This window comes from Streptosporangium sp. CA-135522, assembly GCF_050949235.1.
GTDB lineage: Bacteria > Actinomycetota > Actinomycetes > Streptosporangiales > Streptosporangiaceae > Streptosporangium.
On sequence record NZ_CP192026.1, the window covers coordinates 1,358,194 to 1,372,054 of the forward strand.

General features: G+C 69.6%; 13 protein-coding genes. 9 read left to right on the forward strand and 4 right to left on the reverse strand.

Annotated features, from left to right (window positions below; translation table 11 throughout):
* Window positions 1–58: 58 nt before the first annotated feature.
* Window positions 59–469 (reverse strand): hypothetical protein, encoded by a 411-nt coding sequence (locus tag ACQPYK_RS06745; protein WP_433251853.1) that lies wholly within the window; start codon window positions 467–469, stop codon window positions 59–61.
* Window positions 470–545: 76 nt separating this feature from the next.
* Between ACQPYK_RS06745 and purN the strand changes: the two genes are divergently transcribed.
* The 4 genes from purN (at window position 546) to ACQPYK_RS06765 (ending at window position 3,952) form a co-directional block, all read left to right on the forward strand.
* Complete coding sequence (purN, locus tag ACQPYK_RS06750; protein ID WP_433251856.1) at window positions 546–1,166, forward strand: phosphoribosylglycinamide formyltransferase; 621 nt, start codon at window positions 546–548, stop codon at window positions 1,164–1,166.
* A gap of 46 nt (window positions 1,167–1,212) precedes the next feature.
* Window positions 1,213–2,757 carry a bifunctional phosphoribosylaminoimidazolecarboxamide formyltransferase/IMP cyclohydrolase gene (purH, locus tag ACQPYK_RS06755; RefSeq protein ID WP_433251859.1) on the forward strand — a complete coding sequence of 515 codons (1,545 nt, stop codon included), beginning with the start codon at window positions 1,213–1,215 and terminating at the stop codon, window positions 2,755–2,757.
* A 151-nt stretch (window positions 2,758–2,908) separates the two neighbouring features.
* On the forward strand, window positions 2,909–3,082 hold the full coding sequence (locus tag ACQPYK_RS06760; RefSeq protein ID WP_433251862.1) for a hypothetical protein: 174 nt from the start codon (window positions 2,909–2,911) through the stop codon (window positions 3,080–3,082).
* A 21-nt stretch (window positions 3,083–3,103) separates the two neighbouring features.
* The gene (locus ACQPYK_RS06765) at window positions 3,104–3,952 is read left to right on the forward strand and encodes a bifunctional methylenetetrahydrofolate dehydrogenase/methenyltetrahydrofolate cyclohydrolase (protein WP_433251865.1); all 849 of its coding nucleotides are present in this window, start codon (window positions 3,104–3,106) and stop codon (window positions 3,950–3,952) included.
* 4 nt (window positions 3,953–3,956) lie between these two features.
* Here ACQPYK_RS06765 and ACQPYK_RS06770 read toward each other — a convergent pair whose 3' ends face one another.
* Window positions 3,957–4,610: an FHA domain-containing protein gene (locus tag ACQPYK_RS06770; protein WP_433251868.1), complete on the reverse strand. Its 654-nt coding sequence runs from the start codon at window positions 4,608–4,610 to the stop codon at window positions 3,957–3,959.
* Between the two features lie 181 nt (window positions 4,611–4,791).
* Here ACQPYK_RS06770 and ACQPYK_RS06775 point away from each other — a divergent pair, with 181 nt between their 5' ends.
* The 3 genes from ACQPYK_RS06775 to ACQPYK_RS06785 all read left to right on the forward strand — a co-directional run bounded on the left by ACQPYK_RS06775 (window position 4,792) and on the right by ACQPYK_RS06785 (window position 7,571).
* On the forward strand, window positions 4,792–5,913 hold the full coding sequence (locus tag ACQPYK_RS06775) for a citrate/2-methylcitrate synthase (RefSeq protein ID WP_433251871.1): 1,122 nt from the start codon (window positions 4,792–4,794) through the stop codon (window positions 5,911–5,913).
* Between the two features lie 60 nt (window positions 5,914–5,973).
* Window positions 5,974–6,243, forward strand: coding sequence for a DUF3017 domain-containing protein (locus ACQPYK_RS06780; protein ID WP_433251874.1), 270 nt, complete (start codon window positions 5,974–5,976; stop codon window positions 6,241–6,243).
* Window positions 6,244–6,356: 113 nt separating this feature from the next.
* Window positions 6,357–7,571 carry an NADP-dependent isocitrate dehydrogenase gene (locus ACQPYK_RS06785; RefSeq protein ID WP_433251877.1) on the forward strand — a complete coding sequence of 405 codons (1,215 nt, stop codon included), beginning with the start codon at window positions 6,357–6,359 and terminating at the stop codon, window positions 7,569–7,571.
* Window positions 7,572–7,807: 236 nt separating this feature from the next.
* On the opposite strand, the gene ACQPYK_RS06790 is transcribed toward ACQPYK_RS06785, so the two are convergent.
* Window positions 7,808–9,385: a sigma factor-like helix-turn-helix DNA-binding protein gene (locus tag ACQPYK_RS06790; RefSeq protein ID WP_433251880.1), complete on the reverse strand. Its 1,578-nt coding sequence runs from the start codon at window positions 9,383–9,385 to the stop codon at window positions 7,808–7,810.
* Between the two features lie 232 nt (window positions 9,386–9,617).
* Between ACQPYK_RS06790 and ACQPYK_RS06795 the strand changes: the two genes are divergently transcribed.
* Window positions 9,618–11,822: a bifunctional serine/threonine-protein kinase/glutamate ABC transporter substrate-binding protein gene (locus ACQPYK_RS06795; protein WP_433251883.1), complete on the forward strand. Its 2,205-nt coding sequence runs from the start codon at window positions 9,618–9,620 to the stop codon at window positions 11,820–11,822.
* Here ACQPYK_RS06795 and ACQPYK_RS06800 read toward each other — a convergent pair.
* Window positions 11,809–12,333 (reverse strand): PadR family transcriptional regulator, encoded by a 525-nt coding sequence (locus tag ACQPYK_RS06800; protein ID WP_433251886.1) that lies wholly within the window; start codon window positions 12,331–12,333, stop codon window positions 11,809–11,811. The genes ACQPYK_RS06795 and ACQPYK_RS06800 overlap by 14 nt on opposite strands.
* Window positions 12,334–12,404: 71 nt before the next feature.
* Here ACQPYK_RS06800 and ACQPYK_RS06805 point away from each other — a divergent pair, with 71 nt between their 5' ends.
* Window positions 12,405–13,847, forward strand: coding sequence for an MDR family MFS transporter (locus ACQPYK_RS06805; protein WP_433251889.1), 1,443 nt, complete (start codon window positions 12,405–12,407; stop codon window positions 13,845–13,847).
* Window positions 13,848–13,861 lie beyond the last annotated feature (14 nt).

Genomic DNA, 13,861 nt, shown 5'->3' on the forward strand with positions numbered 1-13,861 from the left:
GACCGGCCGTGGCCGGCAAGCGCCGGACGGGCTCACGGGGGGAACATGCCGGACGGGCTCACGGGGGGAACGGGAACTGCACGTCACCGGGCTGGACGAAGGGCATCTTCTTCTCCATCGCCCGTTCGAGCTGCTCCACGCACTGGCTCTGGGCGGCGACGGTGCCCGCGCCCGTGCGGCACTCGGCGTAGGAGGCCAGCTCGTCGCTGAAGTAGAACTGCATCGCGGACACCGCCACGGAGATCAGCAGGGTCAGCGACGCCACGACGACACCGACGACGGCGGGGGTCACCGGCCTGGTCATCGAACGCAGGGCCTTGATGGCGCGAATCGAGGCGATGAGAGCGAAGATCGACATGACGAGGCCCGCGAGGGGAAGCATCAGCGTCAGCACCACCGAAGCGAAGGCGAGCCACAGAGCCCGCCGTCCCGCACCCTCGGCCGGCCTTGCCTGGACGGGAGTCGTCACCTGACCTCCTTGCATCGCGTGAGTGGACAGGCCGATACCCTTGCGGCGTGAGTCCCCGTCCGAATGGAGTGCGTCGGTGTCATCCCAGGCCGCTCGGCTTGTGGTCCTCGTGTCCGGTTCTGGAACCAACCTACAGGCCCTGCTGAACGCTGTGGCAGACGAGGCGTACGGAGCCCGGATCGCGGCGGTGGGCGCCGATCGCGACGGTATCGAGGGATTGGCCCGTGCGGAACGCGCCGGCGTCCCCACGTTCGTCGAGAAGCTGGCCGATCATCCGAGCCGGGACCTCTGGGACCGGGCCGTCGCGGCGCGGATCGCCGAGCACCGGCCCGATCTGGTGGTCTGCGCCGGATTCATGAAGATTCTCGGGGCTCCGACGCTGAGCGCCTTCCCCGTCCTGAACACCCACCCCGCGCTGCTGCCCTCCTTCCCCGGCGCGCACGGGGTCCGCGACGCCCTGGCGTACGGCGTGCGGGTCACCGGCTGCACCGTGATGCTCGCCGACGCCGGGGTCGACACCGGGCCGATCATCGCCCAGGAGGCCGTGCCCGTGCTGGACGGCGACGACGAGGCCGCCCTGCACGAGCGCATCAAGACCGTCGAGCGAAGCCTGCTCGTCGAGACCGTCGGCCGGATGGCCCGGGAGGGCTGGACCGTGACCGGCAGGACCTTTCGCTTCGGACGACCCGGCAGATGAGCCGGGCGCCCCGGATGAGACCGGAAACAAACAGGAGGAGCACGAAGTGACCCGCATCGCCATCCGGCGCGCGTTGATCGCTGTGTATGACAAGAGCGGGCTGGAGGAGCTGGCCCGCGGCCTCGACGCCGCGGGTGTGGAGATCGTCTCCACCGGCGGCACCGCCGCGAAGATCGCTTCGTTCGGCGTTCCCGTCACTCCGGTCGAGTCGTTGACCGGGTTCCCCGAGTGCCTCGACGGCCGCGTCAAGACCCTGCACCCGCGCGTGCACGCCGGCCTGCTGGCCGACAGCGGCAATCCCGCCCACGTCAAGCAGCTCGAAGAGCTGGAAATCGACCCGTTCGAGCTGGTGGTGGTCAACCTCTACCCGTTCCAGGAGACCGTGGCCTCCGGCGCCTCCGACAGCGAGTGCGTGGAGCAGATCGACATCGGCGGCCCCGCGATGATCCGCGCCGCAGCCAAGAACCACGGCACCGCCGCGGTCGTGGTCGACCCCGGCGCCTACGGCGACGTGCTCGCCGCGGTGGCCGAGGGCGGCTTCACCCTCACCGAGCGCCGTCGTCTCGCCGCGGCCGCCTACGCCCACACCGCCGCCTACGACACCGCGGTGGCCTCCTGGTTCGCCGACGTCTACGCCGTCGAGGAGGACTCCTGGCCGCGCTACATGGGCGCCGCGTGGGCGCTCAAGTCGCCGCTGCGCTACGGCGAGAACCCGCACCAGGGAGCGGCGCTCTACTCCGGCCAGCGGGGCGGCCTGGCCAATGCCGAGCAGCTGCACGGCAAGGAGATGTCCTACAACAACTACCTCGACGCCGACGCGGCCTGGCGGGCCGCCTGGGACTTCGCCGAGCCGGCCGTGGCGATCATCAAGCACCAGAACCCGTGCGGCATCGCGGTCGGCGCCGACGTCGCCGAGGCGCACCGCAAGGCCAACGCCTGTGACCCGGTGTCCGCCTACGGCGGTGTGATCGCGGTCAACGGCGAGGTCACCGAGGCGCTGGCCCGGCAGATCGCCGAGGTGTTCACCGAGGTCGTGGTGGCCCCGGCCTTCACCGCGGAGGCGCTGGCCGTACTCACCCAGAAGAAGAACATCCGCCTGCTGGTCTGCCCGGAGGGACCCGCCAACAGGGCCGAGTTCCGCCGGATCGACGGTGGCCTGCTGGTGCAGGCCACCGACCGGGTCGACGCCCCCGGTGACGATCCGTCCACCTGGGAGCTCAAGGCCGGCCCCGCGGCCTCCGCCGAGGTGCTCGCCGACCTGGCCTTCGCCTGGAGGGCCTGCCGGTCGGTGAAGTCCAACGCGATCCTGCTGGCCGCCGGCGGCGCGAGCGTCGGCGTCGGCATGGGACAGGTCAACCGCGTCGACTCCGCGCAGCTCGCGGTCTCCCGCGCGGGTGACCGCGCCCACGGGTCCGCGGCGGCCTCCGACGCGTTCTTCCCGTTCGCGGACGGCCCGCAGGTGCTCATCGACGCGGGAGTCAAGGCGATCGTGGAGCCCGGTGGTTCCATCCGCGACGCGGACGTGATCGCCGCGGCCGAGGCCGCCGGAGTCACCCTCTACTTCACCGGGACCCGTCACTTCTTCCACTGATCTCCACACGCGTGGACGGCCGCCGCACTCCTGTGGCAGCCGTCCACCGGAGACAGGAGAGTGGCGGAGTGGACAGGATTTTCCGGCCGAAGAAGGTTTAAACCCCGGTTAGCCTGAACGGGTCCTTCCTCTGGTTCCGTGGAGATCCTTCATGCCGCTGCTTGACGCCGTCCTGAACGTCTTCGTCCTCATGAACGGGTTCTGGGAGAGCCCCTGGCTGCTGCTCATCTTCGCCTTCGGAGCCGCCTACCTCGGAGCCAAGGTCGTGGAGATCATCCCCTTCACGCGCAGGATTATCGAGAGGCGGGAAGCAGAGCGCGGATGATCTCGTGGAAGTATGCCCCCCATGAGTGCGCAGATTCTCGATGGCAAGGCCACCGCGGCGAAGATCAAGGCAGACCTCACGGCGCGGGTCGCCGTGCTGAAAGAGCGCGGCATCACTCCCGGGCTCGGCACCGTCCTGGTCGGTGACGACCCGGGCAGTCAGATTTACGTGGCCGGCAAGCACCGTGACTGCGCGGAGGTCGGCATCGCCTCCATCCGCAAGGACCTGCCGGCGACCGCCACGCAGGCCGAGGTGGAGGCGGTCATCGACGAGCTCAACGCCGCCGAGGAGTGCACCGGCTACATCGTCCAGCTCCCGCTGCCCCGTCATCTCGACACCATGGCGCTGCTGGAGCGGATGGACCCGGCGAAGGACGCCGACGGCCTGCACCCGGTCAACCTGGGTCGCCTGGTCCACATGGTCGACGCGCCGCTGCCCTGCACCCCGCACGGCATCGTCCTGCTCCTGCAGGAGTACGGCGTGCCGATCAAGGGCACCGAGGTCGTCGTGGTCGGCCGGGGCATCACCGTGGGCCGCTCACTCGGCCTGCTGCTGACGCGCCGTTCGGAGAACGCCACCGTCACCCTCTGCCACACCGGCACCCAGGACCTGGCGGCTCACACCCGCCGCGCCGACATCGTCGTCGCCGCGGCGGGCGTGCCTCACCTGATCACGGCCGACATGGTCAAGCCCGGCGCCGCCGTGCTCGATGTCGGCGTCTCCCGGGTCGACGGCAAGATCGCCGGTGATGTCGCCCCCGACGTCCAGGACGTCGCGGGCTTCCTCACCCCCAACCCCGGTGGCGTGGGCCCGATGACCCGGGCCCTGCTGCTGACCAACGTGGTCGAGGCCGCCGAGAAGTCGGCCTAGGCCGTCAGGACGCCCGCCGACCCGCGGCCGTGGCCGTGGGCTGAGGCTCCGGGGTGCCGGCCGCGCGCTGCGGCGGCACCACCGGAGTGGGCCTGACCAGCCCCAGGGCGACGACCTCGTTCGCCAGCCTGGTGCGCCGGTTGGTGCCCTCCGGGATCCGAAACTTCTGGTAGAGGCGCAGGAGATGCTGCTTGACCGCGGCCTCCGTCACCACCAGATCGTCGGCGATCTCCCGCGCGGTGGCGGGAGCCACGAACGCCTCGTCGGACAGTGCCGGACGGCACAGCGACGTCAGCACGTCGACCTCCCGCCTGGTCAGCTCCGGAGCCGCGGCGCGGCGGAGCTCCACCTCGGGTGCGAAGTCCTCACGCGGGACTCCGCCGATCCTGCCCCTCGCGGCGCCGAAGGAGACGACGTCACCGTCGTCGAGCACCCTCCGGGCGATCGGCCTGCCGTTCACCCGTGTGCCGTTGCGGGACAGGCCCAGATCAACGACATACAGGTAGGGTCCGCGCCGGACGAATTCCGCGTGCAGCCGGGACACACTTGGATCGGTGAGCCGGATGTCAACTCCCCGGCCACGCCCGATCGTCGTGATCTCGGGGCGCAACGGGACCACCTCGCCAGTGTCCTCGATGCGTATGAACGGCCCCTCCACGGCAGTTCCTCCCCAGGTAGCCCGCCGTAACTATTCCTACAGCTCCGGCTTACCCAAACGAGGTGATGGGGAATCGCCTTTGCCAGAAGGAGAATCCTTCGTGAAATTGGTCTGGACCTCTCGGAGGGGTTTCCCCTGCTCACGGGTAGACTTCGGGCGAAGATAAGCGGAGGAAACACTCATGGCGGACAAGCCCACTAAAGGCCTCGCCGATGTCGTAGCCGCGTCTACAGCGCTCAGTGACATCGACGGTCAGGCCGGTCTCCTTTTCTATCGTGGTTACGACATCCACGATCTGGCCGGCCGCACCACCTTCGAAGAGACCGCCCACCTGCTGCAGTGCGGCAACCTCCCCACGGGGGAGCAGTTGGCCGCCTACGGGGCGGAACTCGTTCGAGGGCGCAAGCTCGGCGCTCTCGCCGAAGCGAACATTCCGGAGATCGCGGAGAAGCAGGCGCCCATGGAGGCGCTGCGCACGCTGGTCTCGCTGACCGGGGGCGACGATCCGGACAAGGACTCCAACAGCCCCGAGGCCAACCTGCGCAAGGCCGCCCGGCTGACCGCGCAGCAGCCGATCCTCGTCGCCCGCTACCACGCGGCCAGGACCGGCGGCGCGATCCCGGAGCCGGACCCCGAGCTGAGCGTCGCGGCCAACTTCCTGCTGCAGATCACCGGCCGCGTCCCCGACCGGCACGAGGTCGAGACCTTCGACACCTGCCTGGTCCTGCACGCCGACCACACGATGAACGCCTCGACGTTCGCCGCCCGCGTCTGCGCCGCGACCCTGTCCGACATGCACTCGGCCATCGTGGCGGCCATCGGCACCCTCAAGGGCCCGCTCCACGGCGGAGCCAACGAGCAGGTCATGCGCACCCTGGAGTCGCTGGACCCGTCCTCCGTCGCCCAGGCCGTGCGAGACAAGCTCGCCGCCGGCGAGAAGATCATGGGCTTCGGGCACCGGGTCTACAAGACCGAGGACCCGCGTGCCACGCATCTGCGCAAGATGTCGCAGGAGCTCGCGAACGCCTCCGGCGACGACACCTACTACCGGATGTCCAAGGAGATGGAAGAGGTCGTCTTCGAGACGAAGGGCCTCTATCCCAACGTCGACTTCTACGCGGCGACCGTCTACCACTACCTCGGCATCCCGACGGACCTGTTCACTCCGGTCTTCTCCGTCAGCCGCATGGCAGGATGGACCGCACACGTCATCGAGCAGCACGCCGACAACCGCCTGATCCGTCCGGACAGCGAGTACATCGGCGAGCGCGGCCAGAAGTGGAAGCCTCTCGCCGAACGATGAGCCGGATGTGAGCGACCGAGAGACGAGTGCCCGAGTGAACGACGGCCGTAGGTGCGAGCGGTGAGCACAACTGAAGATCGCTGGGGACCCTATCCGCTGGTGCTGGCGGGTTCGGTTCTCGCCGTGGCCTTTGCCGTCCTGTTCGATCCCGAGTGGGGAGGGTTCACCCTTGGCGTCGTCATGACGCTGGGGGCCGTGTTCCGGTTGGCCGGGGGCGGGCGGCTCGCCGTACGCACCAAGACGATCGACACCCTCACGCTCGCCGCCTTCGGCGCCGCGCTGATGGCCGGCTCGCTGGTGCTCCAATATCCAACGCTTATGCCGCTATAAGTCGGATGACCGGGTGGATCGCAGAGCGTCCACACCTGTCCGATAGCCTCAACGGCCAGTGAGCCTCAAAAGGACTGTCTGGCCAGTGTTAGTTCAGAAGGGGAACCACACGCATGCCCAAGATCAAGGTAGAGGGCCCCGTCGTCGAGCTTGACGGCGACGAGATGACCCGGATCATCTGGCAGTTCATCAAGGACCAGCTGATCCTTCCCTACCTCGACGTCGACCTGAAGTACTACGACCTCGGGATCGAGCACCGCGACGCCACCGACGACCAGGTGACGATCGACGCCGCCAACGCGATCAAGCAGTACGGCGTCGGCGTCAAGTGCGCCACGATCACCCCGGACGAGGCGCGGGTCGAGGAGTTCGGCCTGAAGAAGATGTGGAAGTCCCCGAACGGGACGATCCGTAACATCCTCGGCGGCGTCATCTTCCGTGAGCCGATCATCATGTCCAACGTGCCGAGGCTCGTCCCGGGCTGGACCAAGCCGATCATCGTCGGCCGTCACGCCTTCGGCGACCAGTACCGCGCCACCGACCTGAAGATCCCGGGTGAGGGCAAGCTGACCCTCACCTACACCCCGAAGGACGGCTCGGAGCCGGTCGAGCTCGACGTCTACGACTTCCCGGGTGGCGGCGTCGCGATGGCGATGTACAACCTGGACGAGTCGATCCGCGACTTCGCCCGCTCCTCCATGCGCTACGGCCTGGCCCGCAACTACCCGGTCTACCTCTCCACGAAGAACACGATCCTGAAGGCCTACGACGGCCGCTTCAAGGACATCTTCGCCGAGGTCTTCGAGACCGAGTTCAAGGCCGACTTCGAGGCCGCCGGCATCACCTACGAGCACCGCCTGATCGACGACATGGTCGCCGCGGCGCTCAAGTGGGAGGGCGGCTACGTCTGGGCGGCCAAGAACTACGACGGCGACGTCCAGTCCGACACCGTCGCGCAGGGCTTCGGCTCGCTCGGCCTGATGACCTCGGTCCTGATGACCCCCGACGGCCAGACCGTCGAGGCCGAGGCCGCCCACGGCACCGTCACCCGGCACTACCGTGAGCACCAGAAGGGCAACCCCACCTCCACCAACCCGATCGCCTCGATCTTCGCGTGGACCCGGGGCCTGGCGCACCGCGGCAAGCTCGACAACACCCCCGCGGTGATCGACTTCGCCGAGAAGCTGGAGCAGGTCTGCGTCGAGACCGTCGAGAGCGGTCAGATGACCAAGGACCTCGCCCTCCTCGTCGGCGGCGACGCCAAGTGGCTGACCACCCAGGACTTCCTGGCGGCCCTGGACGAGAACCTGAAGAAGAAGATGGCCTAGCCATCACCTGGAAAGGGCCGCCCGCGGGCGGCCCTTTTCGGTTTCCGGCCCTGGCCCCTCCGGCTCCGACCCTTCCTGTCCCGTCTTCCCCGGCGTCGCTACGGTCGCTCCGGCCCCGCTTCGGACCTGCTCCGGCCCCGCTTCGGACCCGCCCTGGCGTCGCTACGTTCCGTCATGACATCGCTACGGTCTCACCCGGCATCGCTACGGTCCGTCATGGCGTCGCCATGGCCTCGTCATGGCGCCGTGACGGCGCCGAGTACGATCAGGCCGTCGTCGGCGAGGCCGGTCACACGGTGCGTCTGGCCGGTGATGGCGTTCACCCGGAAGAAACCGGGAGGCCGGCCGCCGGCCCCGCCCGCCATCTTCACGACGACCTCGTGGCCGTTCAACCAGCCGACGACCTCCGCCTTGGCGGGAGCGTCCACCTCGGGAAGCGGCAGGCGCTTGAAGACCCGCCGCGACCGGGCGTCGATGATGTGGAGGCTGCCGGTCCCGCTCTCTTCGCCGCTGACCGCGGCCGCGTGCGTGCCGCTGGGGGAGTCCTGCCAGAAGCGGTAGCTCTTGCGCAGCCAGCCCGCGGCCTTCTCGGCCGCCGTGGCCTGTCCGGCGGGCAGCGGCGTCATGGTTCCGGTGGCGAAGTCGGTCCGCAGCCGGCGTGCGCCGAGCTCGACGGTGAAGTGGCGGCCGTCCGGAGAGACCGTCACCCGGGTGCCGGCTTCGGTGTCCGCGGGGACCAGCACGGGTGACAGATACCGCTTCGTGCCGCTGTGGAGGTCATGGGCGACATATCTTCCCTCCGCCGCACTCAGATAGGCGATGCGATGCCCGTCGGGGCTCAGCGCGGGGCTCAGCCGCCAGGAGCCGCGGCCGTCGCCGTGCGTCAGACGCTCGGCCGCGTCCGGGACGCTCACCGTGGACTCGCAGCGCTCCTTGCCCGTGCAGTTCACGGAGCCGGGCGTCGCGCCGCCCGCGCCGCCCGTGCCGCCCGCGCCGTTGCCGGCCAGCTTCAGCGTCCAGCCCGCGCAGGTGACCTTCCCCGCCTGCGGCGGCGTAGACTCGCCGGCCGCGGCGGTGCCGTCGCCGGGGCATCCGTCGGGCACCGCGTAGCGGATCGCGAGGGAGGTCCGCGCGGGTCGCCACGGCTGGAGGGTGGGGCTCGGCTTCGGGCTGGGGACCACCTGCATGGCCTCCGGCACCTCGGTGGACCGGGGCTGGTTGCGCTCGCCCAGGGCCGAGTTCCACATCGGCCCCTGGGGGAACAGGGTCAGGGCGGCGATGAGGACGATCGGGACGAGGGTCGCGGCCGCCGTCAGGAAGGCGCCGCGGTTGCGGCGGCGCCGTAGCGCGCGCATGGACCGGGCGCCGAGGTCGGGAACCGACGCCTCGCTCGCCGCTGTGGCCAGCCTCGTCTTCAGCCGGGCCACATTGCCCTTGGTGAGGGTGGCCACGCCCTCGTCGATCTCCGACTTCACCGTTTCCACCGGGATGCCCAGGATGGTGGCCATCTCGGCGTGGGTCCTGCCGTCGTGGAGGCAGGCGACGAGGAGGAGGCGCTGCCGGGGTGCCAGCCGTACCAGCGCGGTGGCCCCGGCGGCGGTCGGCTTGCGAAGGAAGCGCCGATACAACTCGATGTGGGCGTGTGTGGTGGTGTTCTCCCAGATGGTCGGTGGCCAACTGAGGCCGACCTCCCGCAGGGACCACAGGGCCAGGCGGATGGCCTGCTCGTGGCTGCCGGTGAGGAGAAGGGCCGTGCCGACGAGGGAACGCTGATCGCGCTGAACGAATTCGCGATAACCGATATATCGGCGCATGGGGAATCTGCTCCGGCTTGCGTGAGAGGCGGTCAACGGTAGTGATCTAAGCGGCTGGAGCGCCAGCTTGGGTGGATTGTCGGTAATTGAGTGGGTGGCGTGTCCTTCGCGCTTCCCTCGGTGAGACGCTCGCCGTGGGAGAGACAAGGTCACTTAGAGGTAACGCGGCGGGTGGAAGAGCTTGGACATCGTAAAGTTTGGCTGGTTGGGGATTTACTAGACCGTAGGGACGATGATGCCGGAGATCGCGCCGCTGGAAGCGGGGGAACCGCGCCAACTCGGCCCGTTCCGCATCGTCGGCCGGATCGGCGAGGGCGGCCAGGGGGTCGTCTACCTGGGAACGAACGAGGCGGGAGAGCGGGCGGCGGTCAAGCTGCTGCACGTGAAATTCTCCGGTGACGCGATCGCCAGATCGCGCTTCGCCCGTGAGGCGCGGGCCGCGCAACGGGTCGCCTCGTTCTGTACGGCGGGCATCGTGGCCGTCGATCTCGAAGGCGACACCCCCTACATCGCGAGCGAATACATCGAGGGCAGGTCGCTTCGGGAGGTCGTGGAGGCCGACGGCCCGCTGCGGGGCGTGGCGTTGCAGCGGCTGGCGATCGGCACGGCCACCGCGCTCACCGCGATCCACCACGCCGCGATCGTGCACCGCGACTTCAAGCCGGACAACGTGCTCATCGCCGCCGACGGGCCGCGCGTGGTGGACTTCGGCATCGCCCGCATCGTCGACTCCACCGGCACGATCACCAGCCGGGCCATCGGCACTCCGGCCTACATGGCGCCCGAGCAGATCTCCGGCGCGGACGTCGGCCCGCACACCGACGTGTTCGCCTGGGGGGCGACGATCGCCTTCGCCGCGACCGGGGAGACCGCCTTCGCCGGCGACTCGATCGCGGTGGTGCTGAACCGCATCCTCAACCACGAGGTGGACGTCAGCGTCATGCCGGAGCCGCTGCGCGGCGCGGTCCGCTCGGCCCTGTCCAAGTCGCCCACGGCCCGGCCCTCGGCCGACCGGATCCTGTTGCGAATGCTCGGCCATCCCGAGACCGTGGACGCCTCACCCGCCGTCCTCAACGAGGGCGCGCAGGTGGCCGGCCCGGACCTGGGAGCCGCCGGCCCGGGTGCGGGTCCACGTCCTGGCCCGGACCCGGACCCGGGCCCCGATCCGGGTGAGGCCACCAGTCCCATCCGCATTCCGCGGACGAACCCCGGCGTGCCCGCCCCGGGCGGCCCGCCTGTGCCGTCCACGGGTTTTCGCGCGCAGCCCCCCGCCTACGGCGAGGGGGGTTCCCTCCCCGGTTACGGTGAGCGCCCGTCGTCCCCGGGCTACGGCGAGGGGGGTTCTCTCCCGGGTTACGGCGAGCAGCCGTCGTCCCCGGGCTACGGTGAGCAGCCGTCGTCCCCAGGCCACGGTGAGCAGCCGTCGTCCCCGCGCCACGGCGAGCGGGATGCTTTCACCGGTCACGGCGAGCCTCCGGTGACCGTCGCGCCACTGGGCCCGCAGGCCACGATCTCGAGCCCGGACCACTCCGTGGACTCCCAGCCGCCCCGGCGCTCCCGCAGGGGGCGCTGGATCGCCGCCGCGGCGGCCGTCCTGCTGGCCGGTGGTGCGGCCACCGTCGCCGTCACCGGTTGGCCGCCGAGTTTCGGCACCGGTGTCCGACCGCCCGCCGGGACCGATCCGGTGGCTTTCGCGTCGGTCGCCGACAAGGCGGCGAAGACCGGCAGGCTCACCATCGGCATGCGCGACTACCTGCCGGGCATCGCGCTGAACAGCGGCGGTAAGTGGAGCGGGTTCGAGGTGGACCTCGCCCTAGAGATCGCCAAGGCGCTGAGGGTGCCCGCGAGCGGCGTCACCTTCCAGGCGACCAGCCGTGAGGAGCGTCCGAGACTGCTGGCCGACGGCGTCGTCGACCTGGTCGTCTCGACCTACCCGATCAACGGCAGGGACGACGTCACGTTCGCCGGACCGTACTATCTCGCCCATGTCGACGTGCTCGTCAAGGACGGTTCCCCGATCGCGTCGGCGGCCGACCTGGAGGGCAAGCGGGTCTGCCAGCCCGCCGACAACGCCTCGGTCCGCGTCCTGCAGGGGAAGGTGGACCGGTTCACCTTGGTTCCCGCCCCCACCTACACCGGTTGCATGAACAAGCTGCTGGCCGGCGCGGTCGACGCGGTCCCCGGCGACGACCTGCTGCTGGCCGGGTTCGCCGACAGGGAGAACATCGCCTACAAGGTGGTCGGGCTGAAGCTGACCGACGAGCGTTACGCGGTGGCGATGAAGAAGGGCGACAGGCGCACCTGCAAGGCCGTGCAGGGCGCGATCGCGGACCTCTACGCGAGCGGGACGATGAAGAAGCTGCTCGACCGGCATTTCTCCAACGTCGACTTCGCCACCCGCGAGGACGACCTGCCGGCCATGGCTAGCTGCGGCTAGCGGTCTCTATCTGGGTCGCGGTCTCCTCGGACCAGTCGCGCATCAGCCGCGTCTGGCGGATGCCCAGATCCAGGGCGTACTCCCCGAAGCCGGGACTCTTCCACGAGGGCTTGGCCATCCGGAGCGCCTCCAGCTCGGCCAGCCTGGCGTCGTAGGCCCGCGCCTCCGCGCGCAGCAACGCCACGGCCTCGTGCGGCTCCAGCGTGGGCAGCAGGAACGCGCGGAGCGCTCCCTCGCTGCGGTAGGACCGTGACGGCTCCTTTTCGATCAGCCACGTGCGCAGCTCCCGGCCGCCCTCCTCAGTGATCGTGTAGGTCTTCCGGCCGCGCGATCCCTCTTCCTGGACCGTCACCAGGCCGTCGGCGGCCATCTTGTTCAGCTCCGGATAGATCTGGCTGTGCCGGGCCTGCCAGGCGTGGTTGATCGAGCTCTCGAAGCGTTTCGTGAGGTCGTAGCCACTGGCTGGACCGGCGGCGGTCAGCAGGCCGAGGAGCGCGATCCGAAGAGACATGCCCGCCATCATACCTATGAATTGACATGTAAAGACTGACACGTCAATATCAACATGTGTCTACTGACGTATTGAACCCCCCCGTGGAGACCCGTCCCAAGAACGGGCTGCTCCTTCTCGCCGTCCTCGGCGGGATGTTCCTCGCGATGCTCGACCAGACGATTGTCGGCACCGCCCTGCCCCGGATCACCCAGGAGCTCGGCGGCGTCGACCTCTACACCTGGGTCGTGACGGCCTACCTGCTGACCTCGACGATCACCGTCCCGCTGTACGGCAGGCTGTCGGACACCTACGGGCGCAAGCCGCTGTTGCTCGTCGGCGTCGTGGTGTTCCTGCTCGGCTCGGTCCTGTGCGGCGCCGCCCAGGACATGACCCAGCTCATCGCCTTCCGCGCGCTGCAGGGTCTGGGCGCCGGAGCGTTGCTGCCGCTCTCCCTGGCGCTGGTGGCCGACCTGTTCCCGCGTGACAAGGGCAGTCGCGTCCAGGGCGCGCTGGGCGCGGTGATGGCGCTGAGCTACATCGCCGGTCCGTTCCTCGGCGGCCTCTTCACCGACCACGCGAGCTGGCGCTGGGCCTTCCTGGTCAACCTCCCCATCGGCCTGGTCCTCATCGTGATCATCGTGGCCCGGCTGCCGCACGTGGCGGGTCAGGGACGCGGCGCCCGCCCCGACTATCTCGGCATCGCCGTCTTCAGCGTGGCGATCAGCACGCTGCTGATCGGGCTGACCGAGAAGGGCCTGGACGGACACACCTGGACCAGCGGATCCGTGCTGTGGCCCATCGTGGCCTCCGTCCTGCTCCTGGCGCTGTTCGTCCTCGTCGAGCGCCGGGCGGCTCAGCCGATCATCCCCCTGGAGCTGTTTCGCAACCGGACCTACACGCTGGCCAACGTGACCTCGTTCTTCACCGCGTTCTGCCTGTACGCCGGGGTGGTGTTCCTGCCGCGCTACTTCCAGGAGGCCATCGGGCTCAGCGCCACCGAGTCGGGCCTGCGCATCTACCCGCTCATGCTCGGGATGGTGGCCGGCAGCGCGCTCGCCGGCGCGCTGATGTCCAAGACCTACCGCTACAAGCCGTGGCTGATCGCCGGAGCGTTCGTCATCGCGGCCGGGGCGCTGCTCTGCACCGGGATCACGGTCGAGACCCCGGGTCTCGCCCTGGCCGGATGGATGGCGCTCCTCGGTCTCGGCATGGGTCCGATGCTGTCCGGCCTGACGGTGGCGGTCCAGTATTCGGTCCCGCCGCGGTTCATCGGCACCGCCAGCGCGAACCTGACCTTCTTCCGGCAGATCGGCGGCTCGGTCGCCCTGGCCCTGGCAGGAACCCTCTACGCGACCGTGGTCCGGCAGGAGGCGCCCGCCCACGGGCTGAACGCCGCGCACGCCGCCGCGGCCGCGAACGTCATCCCCTGGCTCGCCGTGGGCGGGGCGCTCGTGGCGCTCGTCGCGCTGATCGCCCTGCCCGGAGGCCGGATAAAGGCACTCGCCGCAGGACCGGTGACCCTGGACGGGTAACATCCGAGCGTCAC